The sequence below is a fragment of the Caulobacter sp. GW821-FHT11A05 genome (genome assembly GCF_058809015.1).
Genome location: NZ_JBXASF010000020.1, coordinates 25,379 through 43,059 on the forward strand (window position 1 = coordinate 25,379; position 17,681 = coordinate 43,059).

Annotated in this window: 17 protein-coding genes; 5 read left to right on the plus strand and 12 right to left on the minus strand. The window is 65.1% G+C overall.

Annotated elements, in window-relative coordinates:
* The first annotated feature begins 101 nt into the window (after positions 1–101).
* Positions 102–776 carry a Crp/Fnr family transcriptional regulator gene (locus AC1RSK_RS21895; protein ID WP_492909814.1) on the plus strand — a complete coding sequence of 225 codons (675 nt, stop codon included), beginning with the start codon at positions 102–104 and terminating at the stop codon, positions 774–776.
* A 13-nt stretch (positions 777–789) separates the two neighbouring features.
* Here the strand turns inward: AC1RSK_RS21895 and AC1RSK_RS21900 are convergent, their stop codons facing one another.
* The 4 genes from AC1RSK_RS21900 to AC1RSK_RS21915 are packed head-to-tail and all read right to left on the minus strand — an operon-like array spanning position 790 to position 3,836.
* On the minus strand, positions 790–1,254 hold the full coding sequence (locus AC1RSK_RS21900) for a PaaI family thioesterase (RefSeq protein ID WP_492909815.1): 465 nt from the start codon (positions 1,252–1,254) through the stop codon (positions 790–792).
* Positions 1,251–2,474 carry a multidrug effflux MFS transporter gene (locus AC1RSK_RS21905; RefSeq protein WP_492909816.1) on the minus strand — a complete coding sequence of 408 codons (1,224 nt, stop codon included), beginning with the start codon at positions 2,472–2,474 and terminating at the stop codon, positions 1,251–1,253. The genes AC1RSK_RS21900 and AC1RSK_RS21905 overlap by 4 nt, the downstream gene beginning before the upstream one ends.
* On the minus strand, positions 2,467–3,096 hold the full coding sequence (locus tag AC1RSK_RS21910; protein ID WP_492909817.1) for a 2-hydroxychromene-2-carboxylate isomerase: 630 nt from the start codon (positions 3,094–3,096) through the stop codon (positions 2,467–2,469). Before AC1RSK_RS21910 ends, AC1RSK_RS21905 begins: the two co-directional genes overlap by 8 nt.
* Positions 3,093–3,836 carry an SDR family NAD(P)-dependent oxidoreductase gene (locus AC1RSK_RS21915; RefSeq protein WP_492909818.1) on the minus strand — a complete coding sequence of 248 codons (744 nt, stop codon included), beginning with the start codon at positions 3,834–3,836 and terminating at the stop codon, positions 3,093–3,095. The genes AC1RSK_RS21910 and AC1RSK_RS21915 overlap by 4 nt, the downstream gene beginning before the upstream one ends.
* Before the next feature lie 69 nt (positions 3,837–3,905).
* On the opposite strand from AC1RSK_RS21915, the gene AC1RSK_RS21920 reads away from it, so the two are divergent.
* From AC1RSK_RS21920 to AC1RSK_RS21935, 4 genes are all read left to right on the plus strand, one after another.
* Positions 3,906–4,400, plus strand: a complete 495-nt coding sequence (locus AC1RSK_RS21920; protein ID WP_492909819.1) for a winged helix-turn-helix transcriptional regulator — start codon at positions 3,906–3,908, stop codon at positions 4,398–4,400.
* Positions 4,401–5,185: 785 nt separating this feature from the next.
* Positions 5,186–5,980 carry an SDR family oxidoreductase gene (locus AC1RSK_RS21925; RefSeq protein WP_492909820.1) on the plus strand — a complete coding sequence of 265 codons (795 nt, stop codon included), beginning with the start codon at positions 5,186–5,188 and terminating at the stop codon, positions 5,978–5,980.
* A gap of 40 nt (positions 5,981–6,020) precedes the next feature.
* On the plus strand, positions 6,021–6,974 hold the full coding sequence (locus AC1RSK_RS21930) for an alpha/beta fold hydrolase (RefSeq protein ID WP_492909821.1): 954 nt from the start codon (positions 6,021–6,023) through the stop codon (positions 6,972–6,974).
* A 29-nt stretch (positions 6,975–7,003) separates the two neighbouring features.
* Positions 7,004–7,813 (plus strand): SDR family NAD(P)-dependent oxidoreductase, encoded by an 810-nt coding sequence (locus AC1RSK_RS21935; protein ID WP_492909822.1) that lies wholly within the window; start codon positions 7,004–7,006, stop codon positions 7,811–7,813.
* A 425-nt stretch (positions 7,814–8,238) separates the two neighbouring features.
* On the opposite strand, the gene AC1RSK_RS21940 is transcribed toward AC1RSK_RS21935, so the two are convergent.
* From AC1RSK_RS21940 to AC1RSK_RS21975, 8 genes are all read right to left on the minus strand, one after another.
* Positions 8,239–9,393, minus strand: a complete 1,155-nt coding sequence (locus AC1RSK_RS21940; protein ID WP_492909823.1) for a zinc-binding dehydrogenase — start codon at positions 9,391–9,393, stop codon at positions 8,239–8,241.
* Positions 9,394–9,510: 117 nt separating this feature from the next.
* The gene (locus AC1RSK_RS21945; protein WP_492909824.1) at positions 9,511–10,425 is read right to left on the minus strand and encodes an enoyl-CoA hydratase/isomerase family protein; all 915 of its coding nucleotides are present in this window, start codon (positions 10,423–10,425) and stop codon (positions 9,511–9,513) included.
* 98 nt (positions 10,426–10,523) lie between these two features.
* Complete coding sequence (locus tag AC1RSK_RS21950; protein ID WP_492909825.1) at positions 10,524–11,210, minus strand: VOC family protein; 687 nt, start codon at positions 11,208–11,210, stop codon at positions 10,524–10,526.
* A gap of 8 nt (positions 11,211–11,218) precedes the next feature.
* Positions 11,219–12,208 (minus strand): NADP-dependent oxidoreductase, encoded by a 990-nt coding sequence (locus tag AC1RSK_RS21955; protein WP_492909826.1) that lies wholly within the window; start codon positions 12,206–12,208, stop codon positions 11,219–11,221.
* Positions 12,209–12,314: 106 nt separating this feature from the next.
* On the minus strand, positions 12,315–12,764 hold the full coding sequence (locus AC1RSK_RS21960) for a winged helix-turn-helix transcriptional regulator (protein WP_492909827.1): 450 nt from the start codon (positions 12,762–12,764) through the stop codon (positions 12,315–12,317).
* A 913-nt stretch (positions 12,765–13,677) separates the two neighbouring features.
* On the minus strand, positions 13,678–15,984 hold the full coding sequence (locus AC1RSK_RS21965; protein WP_492909828.1) for a TonB-dependent receptor: 2,307 nt from the start codon (positions 15,982–15,984) through the stop codon (positions 13,678–13,680).
* 111 nt (positions 15,985–16,095) lie between these two features.
* A complete protein-coding gene (locus AC1RSK_RS21970) occupies positions 16,096–16,734 on the minus strand; it encodes a TetR/AcrR family transcriptional regulator (RefSeq protein WP_492909829.1) in 639 nt (212 codons plus the stop codon).
* 52 nt (positions 16,735–16,786) lie between these two features.
* Entirely contained in the window at positions 16,787–17,629 is an 843-nt protein-coding gene (locus AC1RSK_RS21975; RefSeq protein ID WP_492909830.1) for a helix-turn-helix transcriptional regulator, read from the minus strand.
* Positions 17,630–17,681: the final 52 nt, after the last annotated feature.

Below are 17,681 nucleotides of genomic sequence, written 5' to 3' on the forward strand. Positions count from 1 at the left end.
CGATCCTCCGATGGTGTTCTTGTTGAGCGGAGGATGACACGAGACGTCGAACAAGAATGTCGCGAACTTGACAATGTCGTCTCTGTCGCGCGCCCTGAGGCATGGACGCCGCCGACATAGCCTTGCTGGAGACCGACGCGTGGTTCGGCGGGATTCCGCCAGACAGGCGCGCCCTCCTGCTCGATCACGCCCAAGCCCGCGTCGTTCCGGCGGGCGGTCGAATCTATGGCTTTGGAGATGAACCGAACGGCCTGTGGGCGGTGCTGGAGGGACAGGTGCGATTGAAGGCCTATCCGGCGCCCGGCGTGGAGTTCGTGGCGCTGATCCTCGGCGCCGGCGCCTGGTTCGGGGAGGTTTCGACCCTGGACGGCGGTCCGCGCCCCCATGACGCCACGGCGTCGGCTCCCACGCGGACGCTGCATCTGCCGATGGCGGTGTTCCATCGCCTCGCCGGGACCACCCCGGCCCTCTATCTGGACCTGGGGCGGCTGGTCTGCCGCCACCAGAGGGTGGCGCTGGATTTCATCGCCGAGACGGTCGCCCTTCCGTTCGAGGTGCGTCTGGCCAAGCTGCTGGAGGGGCGGACGCAAGACACGGGCGGGGTCCTGACCCTTCGCCAGGAAGATATCGCGGTCATGCTGAGCGTGTCGCGCCAGACCCTGAACCAGGCGCTCCGCCGAATGGCGCGTGCCGGAATCATCCGGCAGGCCTATGGCCGCATCGAGGTGCTTCACCGGGACAGGCTGCACGCGATGGCGTCCGCGGCCGATCGCTGACGACGTGCGCCGCTCAGCCCTCCCGCCGTTCCAGTGGGAAGACCAGCAGGGTGGAGGTGGCGCTGGCGCAGAGACGGTCTTGCGCATCGAACAGCCTCGCTTCGGCGAAGGCCACGCGCCGGCCCATCGTCACCACCGTACCCTCGCAACGGACAGGACCGCTCGCATCGCTGAGCGCGCGGTGGAACGCGACCTTGAGCTCCAGGGTCGTATAGCCCTGACCGGCGTCCAGGCTGGAATGGACCGCGCAGCCGCAGGCGCTGTCCAGGAGGGTCGCGGCATAGCCGCCGTGCACTGTGCCGATGGGATTGTAGACGGCCCGCGTTGGGCGCCCTTCGAACACGACGCGTCCGCGTTCCAGCTCGACGAGATCGAAGTCCAGGGTCTGACCGATCGGAGCCTGTGCCTTGCCGGTCACCATGGCCTGGAGCTGGGCGAGGCCGTCGAGGCTTGCATCGCGGGTTTCGGGCTTGCTCACGAATACTTCCTTGTCGTCAGGTCGGAAATCACCACCGGGGCGAACGTCGCGATCGCCAGCAGTGTGCCGATCACGACCACCACGGTGAAGGCGGAAATGGCGTCGAGGGGAAGCACGCCGATCAGGGCGGTCCCGACGGCCGCGCAGGCCATCTGGAGGAATCCCAACAGGGCCGACGCCATTCCCGCATGGGCGCCGAACGGTTCGAGCGTGATGGCCGTGCCGATGGGATTGATCATCCCCATGCCCAGCAGAAACACCGTCACCGCCGACATGAACGGGATGGGCGACGCCGCACCGACGCTGACGGCCAGCCCGACTCCGCCCGCTGCGGCGATGCCGAGGCCGGCCATGCCGACCCGCGGGGCGCCCCACCGCCGCGCCAGCCTGGGACCCGCCAGCCCGCTGGCGAACACCACGAGCACGGTGGCTGCAAAAAAGAGGCTGAGACCCGTGCCGCTGAGGTCCATCACGCCCATCAGTATGGCGGGGGCGGTGGCGAAGAAGGTGTAGAGGCAGCCGATCATCAGGCTGACGGTGAGGGCGGGCGCGATGAAGCGCTGATCGAGCATCAGATCACGGTAGGTCCTGGCGATGATCTTGGGCCGGGCCGGCGTGCGGCGCTCCGGCGGCAGGGTTTCGCCGGCGCTGTTGCGGTAATGGAGGGCGAGCGCAAGCGCCGCCGCGATGACCAGCACGAAGGTCGCCCGCCAGCCGAACCACAGCGTCGTGGCGGCGCCGAGCAGGGGCGAGAAGCCCGGCGCCGCGGCCATGGCGATCATCACCAGGGCCAGCGCCCGGGTCAGGGCGGGGCCGTGATAAAGGTCGCGCGCGATCGCCCGCGCCAGCACGGCCGTGGCGCAAGCACCGAGAGCCTGGATCACGCGCCCCGCGATCAGCACGGGCAAGGAGGGGGCGAACACGCAGACAAGGCTGCCGACGACGAAGATCGCCAGCCCGATCATCACCGGTTTCGACCGTCCCACGGCGTCCGTCAGGGGACCGACGATCAACTGCCCCAGGGCGAAGGCGATGAAGAAAGCGCTCAGGGTCCAGGCCAGATCGCGCGAGGAGACGCCCAGGTCCGCCGCCATCTCGGGGAAGGCGGGCAGCATGATGTTGGTCGCAAGCGCCCCCAGGGCGGCCAGGCCCGCGAGCAGCGACAGGCGGCCTGGGCTCAATCGATCATCGACCCGGCGTGTCGGATCAGTCTCAACCATGCTGGGCGCCGTCCGAGGTCAGCAGCGCCTCGACCTCGGCCAGGCGATCCTTACCGAAATAGATGTCGTTCCCGACCAGGAATGTCGGCAGCCCGAACACGCTTTGTGAATGCGCAGCCTGGGTGTTCTCGGCCAACCGGTCCTTGATGTCCTGGCGTATGGCCAAGGCGAACAGTTCCTCGGCCGGAAGGTCGGTCTCGCCCATCGCCCGCGCGAGTTCTGCCGGATCGTCCAGCTTGCGGGGATCCTCCCACATGAAGTGAAAGATCGCCTCGATATAGCGATCGGATACGCCCAGCGTCTCGGCCGCCACGGCGCCGCGCATCAGCATCAGGGTGTTGACCGGAAAATGCGGATTCTGCCGGAATGCCGGCAGGCCGTGGCGTGCGACGAACCGCTCGATCTCGCGTTGCTCGTAGGCCAGCCTCAGCGGGACAGACGCGTAGGTCTCCACCGGAGACCGGTTGCCGCTCAGCTTGAACAGGCCGCCAAGAAGCACCGGGACATACTGGAACCTGACGCCGGCCCTCTGTTCCACGGCGGGCAGGACGCGGTGTGCGAGATAGGCGTTGGGGCTGCCGAAGTCATAATAGAAGACGGGCTGCCGGCCGGGCTGGGTCACCACGTCTCTCCGTAGGGCCGCAGGTCCAGTTCGTGGGTCCAGGCGTCACGCGGCTGGCGGTGCAGTTGCCAGTAGGTCTCCGCGATCGAGGCGGGGTCCATCAGGGTGTCGGGCGCCAGGTTCGCGGCGGCGTCGGCGCCCTCCCGCTCTGCGATCATGCCGCGAACCCATGCGGTATCGACGCCGGCGTCGATGATGAGATGGGCGACGTGGATGTTCTTGGGCCCAAGCTCGCGCGCCATGGACTGGGCCGTGGCTCTCAGTCCGGCCTTGGCGGCCGCGAAGGCGGCGTAGCCCGCGCCGCCGCGGACTGAGGCGGTGGCGCCGGTGAAGAAGATCGAGCCGCGACCGTGCTCCAGCATCCGCCGGGCCGCCTCGCGCCCCGCCAGGAACCCGGCGTAGCAGGCCATCTCCCAGACCTTGCGATAGACCCGCTCGCTGGTCTCCAGAAGCGGATACCGGACATTGGCGCCGACATTGAAGATGCAGACTTCGAGCGGGGCGTCGGCGTCCACGGCCTCGAAGAAGGCCACCACCTCCTCTTCGCGTCGCGCGTCGAGGGAGTGGGGCGTGAACCGACCGCCGACCGCCGCGATCTCGACCGCGAGGACGTCGAGCTTGTCGCCTTGACGCCGACCGCCGTGGACCGAATAGCCTTCGGCGGCGAACCGACGGGCGATCGCCGCGCCGATGAAATCGCCGGCTCCCACAATGGCGACGCTGGATCGCTTTGGCATCATCCCGGCCCTCAGTCTCTATGAGACTGGTAAGTCTTGAATGAGGACTGAGTCAACGCTATCGACGAACGCATGAAGTTCGCCAAGCTCTCGTCCTCGTCGTGCGCCATGGAGCGAGCGCTCGCCGCGGTGGGAGACCGATGGGCCTTGCTGATCCTGCGGGACGCCTTTCTGGGCGTGAGACGCTTCGAGGACTTTCAACGGCGTCTGGGGACGGCGCGCAACGTTCTCGCGGAACGGCTGGCGAGCATGGTGGAACACGGCGTGTTGGTCAGGACCGCCTATCAGAACCGGCCGCTCCGGCATGAGTACCGGCTGACCTCGAAGGGGCACGGGCTCTATCCCGTCATCCTGTCGCTGGCGGACTGGAGTGATGTCCATTTTGCGGACAAGGATGCGCCGTCGGTGATCTATCGCCATAAGGGTTGCGGCCACGATATTCGACCTGCTCTGGTATGCCCGGACTGCGGTGATGTCCTGCATACAGACGCCGTCGAAGTGCGGATCGCCGATGCGCCAATGCAGATCGAGCCCTTTGCAACCGATCTGCCGCAGTCTGAGCGATAACGCGCCGCATGCGCCCGCCGATCGACTTGGTCATGCGCCAATGTTCGCCGACCATCAGATGGCGGCGCCCCACGGATGAGGTCGAGGCCTTGCCCAGAGGCACGGTCATCGAGACGGCCGTGCTTGTTGGAATCTGGGAAAGAACCTAAGGCTTCCAGCTGCGCGCCTTCAGTAAGAAGGGTCGTCAATGACGCCCTAGGAAGTCGAAGTTAACGGCGACCGATACATTGTCATTGCGTGCGCCGAATCCTGCAATAGGCATCGAAAGATGTCGACATCACGCAAATTTTACTGCTTAGAATTTCACCAATGTTTTCAGCATCTCGAGATTTGTTCGGCTTGCTGATCGGTTTGGCTGGCGCTCGACGAAAAAAGGCCATAACATTCAATGCTCTGGGCTGGTTTGTGCAATCGAGTGGGAGGGAGGGGTGGCGGGCATGCGGGCGCGGCCTCTGGCGAGGGGATTTCGTAGATGGCAAGGGGACTTTAGCTGTCGGACTAAAACGATGCGATCCCGCAACTTTACGGTGGTAGGTCCGGATCGTGCGAGGCGCTCGCCCAACGGCAAGAAGGTTGCAATTCGGGGGAAGCTGTCTGAGCGCCCCGATCACCTGATTCACTCCCATCTCCCGATGAGCTGACGGTCGGGAGGCGCGAAATATTCGGCCGCCGCGAAGGTCGGGCATAGATCAATCACCATTGCAATCCGTCTCATTATTGAACTAATATAGCTCTGGTCCCCAGGCGATGGCAAGCGACCTCAGGCACACTTGAAGGAGTTCGTCTTGGCGAGCGACGCAAAGCTTTTCGATCTGGCCGGCAAGACGGCGCTCGTCACCGGCGGGTCGCGCGGTCTCGGCCTGCAGATCGCCGAGGCCCTGGGCGCTCACGGGGCCCGCCTGATCATCTCGTCCCGAAAGGCGGCGGATCTCGAGCAGGCGCGGGATCATCTGCGCCGGCGTGGCGCCGAGGTGGACTTCATCGTCGCCGACAACGCGGTCGACGGGGACGTCGAGCGCTTGGCGGCCGATGCCGTCGGCAGCCACGGACGGGTGGACATCCTGGTCAACAACGCCGGCGCGACCTGGTTTTCGCCGACGGAAGATCAGTCGCTCGCCGCGTGGGACAAGCTCATGACCCTGAACGTGCGGTCGCTCTTCCTGCTGAGCCAGCAGATCGGGCGGCTCTCGATGATTCCGAACCGCTACGGCCGGATCCTCAACGTGGCGTCCGTCGCCGGCCTGCAAGGGTCGGCGGGAATGATCGCCTACAACACGAGCAAAGGCGCCGTGGTGAACTTCACGCGCGGGCTCGCGGCCGACTGGGGCAAGCACGGCATCACCGTCAATGCGCTCGCGCCCGGGATGTTCGAGACCAGGATGACCCAGGGGACCTTTGAGCGTGTCGGCCGAGAGAAGTTTGCAAACGTCGCGCCGCTCCGCCGGATCGGCGACGATCAGGACCTCAAGGGCGCCGCGCTGTTGTTCGTCAGCGACGCGGGAAAGCACATCACCGGACAGATTCTCGCAATCGACGGCGGCGCCACGTCGGCATCGGCCGACGTCATCTCGGCCGAGTGACCGGCGGGTTCGATCACAGCGCGATCAGAGAGGACGCATCATGGATTTCGTGACCGTTCAGAACGGCGACATCGCCTTGAATGTGGCGGTCAAGGGCGAAGGCCCCCTGATCCTCTGCGTCCATGGCTGGCCAGAGCTCTGGTTCTCCTGGCGCAGCCAGATCGAACACTTCTCGGCGAAGGGGTTCAAGGTCGCGGCCATGGATGTCCGCGGCTATGGCGGCAGCTCAAAGCCGAGGGAGATCGCGGCCTACGCCATGCGCAACCTGGCCGGCGACGTCGCTGCGGTGATCGACGCGCTTGGGGGCGGGCGGGCCATCCTGTTCGGCCACGACTGGGGGGCGCCGATCGTGTGGAACACCGCCCTCCTGCATGCGCCAAAGATCGCCGCCGTCGCCGGCCTCAGCGTGCCCTACATTCCGCGCGGGCCCGTGCCGGCGCTCAAGGTTCTGGAACAGGCCCATGCAGGCCGCTTCTTCTACCAGCTCTACTTCCAGGCCGAGGGCGTCGCGGAGGCCGAACTGGAAGCAGACGTCGCCAGCGCGCTGCGGAAGACCTACTTCGCGGCCTCGGGTGACGCGTCGCTCGATGCCTGGCTCGCCGACAAGCCGTCGACGGCTGGATTCCTGGACGGCCTGGTCGATCCCAATCCGGCCCCGTCCTGGATGAAGGACAGCGAGCTGGCCGTCTACGTTGAAGCGTTTCGCAGGGGCGGCTTCCGCGGGCCGCTGAACCGCTATCGCGCCCAGATGATCGATTTCGACGACCTGGCGGCCTACGAGGGCACACCGATCGCCCAGCCCTCGACCTTCATTGGCGGCGAACGCGACCCCGTCCGCCACTTTATCCCGGGCTTGGACCTCTACGCCCTGGCGGGCGCGGCCTGTGCTGATTTCCGGGGCTCGGTCCTGATCCCGGGTGTCGGGCACTGGCTCCAGCAGGAAGCGCCCGATCAGACCAACCGGGCGCTCTCTGATTTCATCGACAAGCTCTAGGTGCCCATACCCATCGGAAGGAACACGAGATGACGCAAAAGCAGGACAAGGATGCGCCCACCGCCGTTCTCATCGGGGTGACCGGAGGACTTGGTCACGCGCTGGCCAGGCTTATGACAGCCGAGGGCTACCGGTTGGTGCTCGCGGCCCGGAGCGAGAATGACGCCGCTACGCTGACCGGCCGCAACGACGGTTCGGCGATTTACCAGCGCGCGGATGTCACAGATCCGGCGAGCATGGAGAAGCTGACGGCAGTGGCCTTCGAGCACCTCGGCCGGGTCGATGCGGTGGTTAACCTTGCGGGCATCTCGCCGCGCAAAGCCATTGAGGAATACACTTTGGCCGACATCGACGATCTGTTCGCGATCAACGTGAAGGGGCCCATGTTCGTGACCCGGGCCTTCCTGCCCGAATTGCGCAAGCAAGCGGGTAACGCAGTGGTTGTCCACGTCGGCGGCGCCATGGACGGCCGGGTGGCGCTGCCGTTTATGAGTTCCTATGCAGCGAGCCGCGGCGCGCTGGCGAGCTACGTGCAAAGCGCCAACCGCGAGCTTGCCGGGACCAACGTAATGCTTTCCTTCTTCGGGCCTGTTCCCTCCAACACCGAGGCCGAGTCGCCTTTCTTCGACATGTGGAGCAAGCTGGGCGTCGACCTCTGCGAACCCGACCAGGTCGCGCGCGAAATCCTCGCCACCATCCGCAAACGTCGTCAAGTCCACGTCATGGGCGGCGGGACACTCAAAATGCTTACGCTTGCGAACGCCATATCGCCGTCCATTGCCGACGCGATGGGTCTGCGAAAATTTGGCAAGCTCATGCAGCAATATCGCCCACGCTGATCTGGGCGCGCCCCGCCTGCTGCCAAGGGCAGGCGGGGGGCTCCCGCTCCTGAGCCGGCTTTCGAGCTTCGCTGTGTACAATATGGCTTGCAGAATGGGGTGCGCGTGCGCAAGCCGAGACTGTTTCTTGCCGACAAAGGCTATGACGGCGATTTCCCGCGCGAAGAACTCCTGATCCACGGGATTAGGCCGTTCATTCCACTGAAGACCAACCGGAACTCGCCCGCCTGCAATCTCCGAGCTTACAAGGATCGAAAACCGCATCGAGCGGATGTTCAACCGCCTCAAGCGGTTCCGTCGCGTTGCGACCCGGTACGACAGGACCCGAAAATCATGCTCGGCATTCGTCGCCCTAGCCGCAGCCAAGATATGACCTCCATACCTTGTCAACGGGACCCAGCTCGCCGGGCGCGAGGCCCTCGGGCCTAGGTCCTGGCCGGCGCGACAAGGAACTTCTGCCCCGTCGCCGTCCGCGAGATTGATCGCAAGGTCTCCGGCGCCAGCAGGTCGGCGAGGGAAATCGTCTGGGTGTAATGACTGGCGAATGTGGTCTTCACCTCCGCCGCCACCCGGGCGCGCAGTTCGGCGGCGCGGCCCGGCCCGATCTTCTGCAGGAACGGCGTCAGCAGCCATCCGCCAACGCCCCAGGCCATGCCGAACCCCCGCGTGAGTTCGGTAGGGGCCGAGTCGAGACCGCCATAGATGTAGACCTGCTTATGTTCGGAAGAGCCGTAGCCACTGTAGCTGCTCATTCGCCGGCTGGCCGCCGTCTCCATCGCCGTGAGGATCTGGCTGGCGATCCGGCCGCCGCCGACGGCGTCGAACGCCAGGGTCGCCTTGGTCTCGGACACGGCGTCTGTCAGGCGCTCCATGAAGTCGTCGGCGGAGGAATCGCAGACGTGGCGTGCGCCGATCTCCTTCAGCAATCCCGCCTGCGTGGCGTTCCGCACGATATTGACCAGGGGCACGCCGTCCTTCTGGCAGACCTTGTTGAGCATCTGCCCAAGGTTCGACGCGGCGGCGGTGTGGACGAGCGCGGCGTGACCTTCCAGACGCAGGGTCTCGACCATCCCAAGCGCGGTGAGCGGGTTGACGAAGCACGAGGCGCCCTCCGCCGGCGTGACGTCGTCGGGCAGCACCAGACAGTCCTTCGCCCTGACGGTGCGGAACTGGCCGTACATGCCGCCGCCCAGTACGGCGACCGTCTTGCCGAGCAGGGACTCAGCGCCATCCCCCGCCGTCACCACCACGCCGGCGCCTTCGTTGCCCACCACCATGGGCGTGTCGATCCGCGCCGACATCGCGCGAAGCCCGGCCGCGGGCACTTCAAACGTCGTCTTGCGGGTTGAACCCTCGCCGACAGTCTTCGCCGTCGACAGGTCGGCCCAGCCGAGAAGAAGGCCGAGATCGGACGGATTGACCGGGGCGGCCTCGATCCGAACGACCACCTGGCCCGGTCCCGGCGACCCGACGGGGATGGCGTCCAAGGTCAGCTCCAGTTGGCCGGAGTTGGTCAGCAGGGAGCGAAGTTGAAAGCTGGAGTCACCTTGCTCGGCGTCGTGGGCAGACAGCGTGTTCATGGAGCGGATTCCTTTAGGTGGAGGCGTCGGGATGTCACCGATGTCGCCCTGCGCGACGGGGTCGCCGTCCTCGCCGCGCAGTCTGGCCCATCGTCGGATGTCAAAAGCAGTCGGCGATCACTTGGAATCGGAAGGCAGATTTCCGACGTTCTTGCCCAGATTCAGCTCGAATTCGCCGGGCCGTCCCAGTCCACGCTCGATCAGGATGGGAATGCGCTTCTTTGCGCCCTCCCAACCGAACGTCTGGAAGAAGGTGTCCTGCACGGCCTTCAACTGTACCGGATCGGCCAGTTGGGTTCGATTGAGAGCCGCCTTGGCGGTGCTCAAGGCCTGTTTGTCGAACGACAGGATGCGCCGGACGTAATTCGCGACGAAGGCGTCAAGCTCGGCGTCGGGTATCGCCCGATTGATCCAGCCGTACCGTTCGGCGGTGTCGGCGTCGTAGTCATCCGCTCCAAGGATGATCTCAAGCGCTCTTGCCCGGCCGACCAGCAGGGGCAGCCTGTCGAGGGCGCCACCGCCAGGGATCAATCCGACGCCGACCTCGGGCTGACCGAAGATCGCCTTTTCGCGGCTGGCGAAGCGAATGTCGCTGGCCATGACGAATTCACTTCCGCCACCGCGCACGCGGCCCCGCACAACGGCGATGCTCAGTACACTGCTCTTCGAAAGACGGTCCGCCGCCTCGATCCACCGCGGCACGCCGAACCGGCTGCGTGGCGCGGCGGTGCTGTAGTGGGCGATGAAGAAGTCCGGATTGGCGCTCTCGAAGGTGACGACCTTGAGCGACTTGTCGGCTTCGATTTCACCCACCAGGTCATAGAACTCATCGTACATGGCGTCGGTAATGGCATTGATGGGCGGGTTGTTCAGCGTGACCCGCCAGTAGCCGGGCACGGATTTGTCGACGGCTATGGCTTTCGGTTGCTCAGCGGTCCTTGTGGTCCCCTGAGCGTACGAGGGAGACGTGGAAAGGGCGGTTACCGCCAGCACGGCGGCGAAAACGACCTTGATTGCGTTTGTCAGGCTCATGTTTGACCCCTGGATTGGCTGCTAGCTACGAGCAATATCGCTCTGATAGTTCAATAATGAGACTAGTTGGCTGATCATGCCTTTTCAGGCCGTGGCGGCTATTCAAGCGATCCAACAATCGATGCTCTCTGAGAGAGCTCGATCCAGTTTCCGTCCGGATCGAGGATCATTGAAATACGTGCGGTCTTTCCGAGTGTGACCGGCGCCAAGCCCTCGCGACCGCCGACGGCGAGAACCTTGGCGTGAGCTTCGTCGACGTTGAAAACCTGAAAGGTGACGTAGCGCCAGCCAAGCCCATGCAGGGGGCTGTCCACGGGTGCATCCGACTGTTCTTCGAGAATGAGGCGCGTCTCTCCGGCACGGAAAGCAGCGCCGTCGAATGCGGGCTGTTCTTCCAGCCTCAGGACGTTCTTATAAAACGCGCGGTGCGCATCCAGATTGCGCACGGTCAGGCGAATGCCGATCTGATCCACGCCTTCGTGGCCGCGGGGGACCAGGGTGACACGGTTTCCGTCGGGATCGGTCAACCGCCGTGGGTGGGCGAGATCTGGACGTGCAATCAGGAGTTCGCGATATCCGCTGGGGGCCGTTTGCGGAAGCGTCTCCACAAAGTGATTGATCTTGATAACCGACCCTGAGGCGTCATGCCTATGCTGCGTCTGTCCGCGGCGGATTGGTAAAACATGATCCAGCGGGAGACCAATGTCCGTCTGCCAAAAGCTTAGCAGCGGATCGATGTTGTTGGTGCACAGACCAACATCGATTTGTGCTTTTGCGAGTTTCATCTTGAGCGTCAGGGGACGATGACGAGCTTGCCGCGGGTGCGACCGGTCGCCAGGGCGTCATAGGCGGCGGCGAGGTCGGCCAGGCCGTAGACCTGTGAGACGGTCGCCTTGATCGCGCCGCTGTCGATGATGGCGCCGATCTGCGCCAGCTGTGCGCCGTCCGGCCGCGTCAACGGGCCGTGGAACTCGCCGCCCCTGGCCCTGGCCTGCTCGATAAAGGGCTGCACGCCCGCCGCGGCCCCGGCGGCCACGGCGTCGGGGAAGCCGATCTCACGATAGGCTTGGGCGTCGGCCACGCGGACGATCCCGACGTAGCGGCCGCCCGGCTTCAGGCTCTGGATCCCGCGCTCGACCAACGGACCGCAGACTCCGTCGTAGACCACGTCGAAGGGGCCGGCGTCTTCGAATTGCTCGGTTGCGTAGTCGATGGTGCGATCGGCGCCGAGCTCGGCCATCCAGCCCTGGTTGACGGCGCTCGCGGTCGCGGTGACCTCGGCCCCCAGATGCTTGGCCAGTTGGATCGCGAACGAGCCGACGCCGCCCGCGCCGGCCTGGATCAGGACGTGCTCGCCGGCCTTGAGGCGCGCCCGTTCGAGGAAGGCCTGCCAGGTCGTTAGCGCAACGGTGGGGAGACTGGCCGCCTCGGTATGGCTCAAGGATCGCGGCTTGGGGGCCAGCAGCCCAACAGGAACGGCGGCCAACTCGGCATAGGCGCCCAGTGGCTTCGGCAGCCGGGCATAGACCTCATCGCCAACCTTGAACGGCGCGCCGTCTGGCGTGACGCGGACAACGCCGGAGATGTCGAACCCCATGACCTGCGGGAAGCTGAAAGGGAAGGCCGCCTGGAACGCGCCCTGCCGCATGTAGACCTCGACCGGGTTGATCCCCGCCGCGCGGACCTCGATCAGCGCCTCGCCGGCTCCGGCGACCGCATCGGGGACCTCGCCGTGAGTGACCACTGAGTTGTCGCCGTAGCCTGTGATGAATGCCGCTCGCATGGGATTGTCCTCAAAAGTCTCATTATTGAACTTATGTAGGCGCGGCGCTGAGGCCGGGCAATCGGCATTCTGCTGCGGGCGGGGCCAGAAAACCTGGGGGCGGCGATCAGCGCGCGGGCGGGCGCCGCAACTCCAGATGCTCGCGGCCGATCAGGCGGCCTTTCTCCGAACGCGCTTCCAGCTTGGCGATCTTCGAGCCGTCGACCTTGTCATACATGTCGGCCGGATGGGGCTTGGGAGCGAACAGCCAGCGGTCGCCCCATTGGCGGAGCGCGATGATGGTCGCGAAGAGGTCCTCGCCCATTTCGGTCAGAACGTACTCGTGCCGCCGGGCTTCCTCGGCGATGGGCCGGCGTTCGAGAATGCCGCAGGCGACGAGTTTCTTCAGTCGCGCGGTCAGCAGGTTGCGCGAGATCTCCAGTTCCTTCTGGAAATCGTCGAACCGGGTCGTGCCCCCAAAGGCCTGGCGCAGGATCATCAGACTGCCCCAGTCGCCAAGGACATCAACGGAGCGGGCCATGGGGCACTCTGCCGAGGCCCAACTTTTCCGCTGCATAGATTGATCTCCCTCGCCGGTGTCGCCTCGTCAGGTGGGAAAACCCATCGCGATTGCCTAGAGGTTTGCCACAAACTCCTGCCGCCGTCCCTCTACAGAAGGGGTGCCCGCGAAGCGATCCGAATGCGAGGCTGTCTGGTCTGTCAGCGCGGGATCGGAAGCGGGCGATCACTTAGCGCTAATCAGGACTTCGGACTGTAGGGCGAGCGTCGTGTTTGCGCGCCGGCCTCGACGTTTCCTCCTTGCGCTTTGCGGCATTTGCCAAGGTGGGGTCCCTGTTTCGGCTTTGGCAGATCACGCTTTGAAAAAGGCGTAAGCAACGCGCCCATATGCCAAAAAGACATTGCGTGATAATTAGCCCTCGTTAGCCCACGCGGATGATTCATCCAGCAAGCTGGGGGCAATGTTGTCAAGACATCTCGAAAGGTGTCACGATCACGCAGTTTTTACATTGATCTATTTCATGAGCGTTTTCAAAATACTAGAATTTCGTCGGCTTGCTGATCGGCATAGCTGAGTGCGCATACGAAAAAGGCGCTTAAAAACAAGCGCTTAAGAGATTCTGAGTAATCGAGTGGGAATGAGGGGCGGGCATACGTGTGCGGCCTCTGGCGAGGGGGTTTCGTCGATGACAGAGGGACTTTAACGGCCGGGTTGGGACAGGGCGATCCTGTAGCCCTACGGTGGTAGAGGGTGGCGGAGTGGCCCGACCTTTGGTGCGTTCCTGAGATCGACTTCTGACTCGTCAGAGAACTTGGAAGGCGGCCGCCTTCCGCAGCCCTACCGCCGCAGGATCCGCGCGCCCGGCGCCTTTCATGGAAGTCGCCGAGGCCCGATCAGACCCCGGCGCGGGTTGGACGACCGGGGCCTAGATGCGGCGCGACGGGAAGGAGGCCGCGCCGTCCCGACGATGCTACTGCCAGCGCAGACTTAGCTTGACGCCGTAGGTGATCGGCTTGGCGGCGTAGCGGACGATGACGTCCTGGTTGGCGAAGGCGTTGGTCCAGTAGAACTCGTCCGTCACGTTGCGGCCGAAAGCGCTGACCTGCCAGCGGCCGTCTTCCGGCCCGAAGCCAGCGCGCAGGTCGAGCACCGTGAAGTCGGAAATCTCTGCATAGGAGGGCGAGCCGAGCGTGGAGGTGCTCTCACTGTTGTAGGTCAGGTTGCCACCGACCCAGGCTTCGAATCGCCCGCCGACTGGGAAGCGGTATTCAACATCGGCGACCGCCTGCCACTCGGGCGTGAACGGCAGGACCTCACCGGAGAAGTCGGTCGCCAGGCCGACTTCATTGAGGCCGACGAACTCTTCGATCTCGGTTTCGAGCCAGGTGCCGCCCAAGCTGACCCGGAGGCCCTCGACGGGCTGGGCGATCAGTTGGATTTCGGCGCCGGCGATATGCGACTTGGGCACATTCACCAGCTTTTCCAGATTGTTGAAGATCGGGTCGATGACCGACCCGCGGACCTGCTTGTCCTCGTAGTCGTAGTAGAAGACCGCGCCGTTGAGTTGCACCCGGCCATCGGCGAAGGTCAGCTTGGCGCCCGCCTCATAGGCCAGCAGGGATTCCTGGGTGGCCGGAGCGAACTGCAGGGAACGCGAACCCGACAGGGTGGGAAAGCTGCCGGACTTGTAACCCTGGGAGACCACGGCATAGAGCAGGGTATCGCTGTTGGGCTCCCAGTTGAGGCCGACGCGCCAGGAGATATTGTCCTCGTTGAGCTTGTCGACCACCTTCCCCGGCTTGCCGTTCGGGCCAAGGCTGACGCAGTCCCCGGTAGGGATCAGGGGGGTCGGCGTGCCGGAGACCACGCCCGACAGGATGGTGAAGATCTGCGACAGGCCGGCGTCACCGGCGCTGCAGCCGGTGAAGTCGCGGGCGCTGTTGGTGTAGCGCAACCCACCCAGTACGGTGAATTGGTCGGCGAAGCGCCATTCCAGGTTGCCGAACAGCGCGTAGTCTTCGACGTCCTGGCTGATGGTTGTCGTCGACTCCGTGAAAGGGATGCCGAAGACCAATGAGTTGGTGGGATGGGTCAGGCCGACGCGCAGAGCGGAATCGGCTTTCGCATTCAGGTAGTTGCCGCCCACCACCCAATGGAGGTTCTCGGTGTCGCCGGCCAGGCGCAGTTCCTGGTTGAAGTCGCTGATCTTGCCGTCGGACCGCTGGATGTCGAGAATCTCCAGGACCGTGCCGTCGCGGTCGAAGCTGTAGTCCTCGGTGAAGCGGTCGAGCGAGGTAATCGAAGTCAGGGTCAGGACGTCGCTGAGTTCGTATTCAACACGAACGCCGCCCTGGATGAAGCTGTCGATGCGTTTCAGGTCATCGTCGAAGCCGAAGTTCGTGGCCCGCGCGTTGTCCGGCGCCAGCGGCTGGGCCAGCACCAGGTTGGCGCGAGCGACGTTGCTGGGTCTCTGGAGGCGAAACCCGACCAGCTGGGTGCCGAGCGTGTCGGAGGTGTCGCGCCAGCCGTTGATGTTGAAGGTTACGGTCGCCCGGTCGCTGGGCCGCCATTCCAGCAGGCCGCGGGCCATCCAGAGGTGCTGTTCGCCCAAGGTCGCATCGCGGGTGTAGTTGTACTGCCAATCGTCGGACTGGATGGTGCGGAACGAAACCCGGGCCGAGAGGGTGTCGCTCAGCGGGCCGCTGAGGAAGCCGCCGGCGATGACCTCATTGAATCGCCCGTAGGAGAGGTCGGCGCCGCCCTCGTAGGTGTCGGTCGGCTTGGCGGCGATGTAGTTGATCGCCCCGCCGGTGGAGTTCTGGCCAAACAGGATGCCTTGCGGCCCCTTCAGGACTTCAACCTGCTGCAGGTCGAGGGAGGCCCCCTTGGTCATCGGCAGGAAGGGCAGGGGCGTTTCGTCGACATAGATGCTGACGGTCGGGCTGGCCCCGAGGGTGAACTCGTTGAAGCCGACGCCGCGCAGGGTGATGATCGGCGTGTTGCTCATGCTGGAGGTCGCCGTCAGGCCGGGCACCAGGCGCGTCAGACCGGTAACCTCGGTGACGCCGACCGCTTCCAGTTGCTCGCCGGTCGCGGCGGTGATCGACAGGCCGACGTCGTTGACCGCCTGCTCGCGCTTCTGGGCGGTGACCACCAGTTCATCGACCTCGATGGCGGCCGCGGGCGAGGCGTCTTGCGCCCAGGCCATCGCCGGTGTCAGCAGCAGGGCCGCGGCGCTGGCCAGAAGCGCCGTGCGGCGCGGATTGGACCTCTTCATCGTCTTCCCTCCCAAGCGCCAGCCCCTCGTGGGCGGAGGCCGGTCGCAAACCTGAGGGGAAGTCTAGAGGGGCGGATGGGACGGTCTGTCCCCCCCGGGGAGTACAGGGGATCAGGCGGTCAGCAGGGCTCGAAACTCGGCCAGCGTCATGTTCAGGCCGCCCGCCGCGATGCGGTCCGCCAGCGTTTCGAGATCGGCGACTTCCTCGGGCCGCAGATGGACCGTCCAGCTGACGGCGGCGACCTGCATGCGCCGAAGCACCTCCGGCTCGCTGCGCAGGATGCCGGCGTCCCGAAGGTCGTTGAGGATGCCGGTCCACCGTTCGCGAAAGCGATTGTTCATCTGGCGCAGGGTGTCGCGGGTTTCCGGCGGCAGCTTGTCCCATTCGCGCACCGAGACGGCGTATTCGTGCTGGTTGTCATGCAGCGCCTTCAGGTGGCCGAAGATCACGGCGCGATAGCGCTCCGCCGCCCCGGTCTTGCCCGTCAGTTCCCGCTCGGCGATGTCGTGGCCATGGCGCATGCCCTCCTCGACCACCCAGGCCAGCAGGTCTTCCTTGGTGGCGAAGTGGTAGAAGATGCTGCCCGAAGTCATCCCGCAACTGGCGGCGATGTCTCGCACCGAGGTGCGGTCGTAGCCCTGCTCGTGGAAGCTGCGCGCGGCGATGCGCACCAGCGCCGCCTTGCGACTCTTGCGACCGCGCGGGGAGGCCGTCCTGACGGCGGGGGCCCTTTCGTCGACGATGCTCATCAAGGTCTCCGGGCGGCCAGCGAAGCAGGGGCCAATCACAGATAGCAGAGACTCAATGCGGCAACACCGCTGGCGCGTGGGCCTTCTGGCGCGACCATTCCTCCAGGTACCAGAGCAACAGTTCGCGCTGACTGCTGATGCCCAGTCGGTGATAGGCGCGCTTGCGGTAGGTCATGGCGCTCTCCTCGCCGATACCCAGGTCCGAGGCGATGCCAGGCGACGTCATCCCGTAGAGGATGCGGGCGCAGACCTCGGCCTCCCGGCGCGCCAGCAGGGACGCGGCCCTCGCGATGCATCGTTCGATGCCGGGCAGAGACGTCAGCGCCGAGGCGATGCGCGAGCAGCCCTGCTGGGCGCTGACATGTTTCAGCGCGATCGAGGTCAAGCTGCCGGCGACGGCGGCCAGGGCGGCCAGATTATCGTCGCTGAACGGGCCGCGCCGATTGGTGCGGATCAGACTGAGGGCGACGTTGGCGCACCGGCCGCGGGCGCTGACCAGGACGCGTTCGCGAACGCCATACGGCCGGTAGATGCGGTCGCGCAATTCGGTGCATTCGAGTTCTTCCGGGTCGAGCCGCACCATCACGGGCTGATGGTCCAGCTGGCCGTTCCACCAGCTCGCGAGGCCCGGATCGCGACGCCAGAACTCCCCGGACGCATAGAGGCGGGCCTGGCGGGCGGCCACGGGCGTACTGGGGCTGGCCGCCGCGATGTCGGTAAAGGCGCCGTCCTCCATGAGGTACAGGGCGCAATGCTCGGCGCCGCAGAGATCCTCCAGGTAGTCCCGCAGGATCGGCGCGAAGTCCGCCGAGCCCATGACGTCGATGATGCTGCGAAGACCGGCATCGCCTGGCGCGGCCGTTGTCGACGATACGGCTGAAATAGAAGGGGACATGCTGCGCTCTCCCGGCCGTTCTGACGACGGCTAGAGTCGCATCTAATTACAA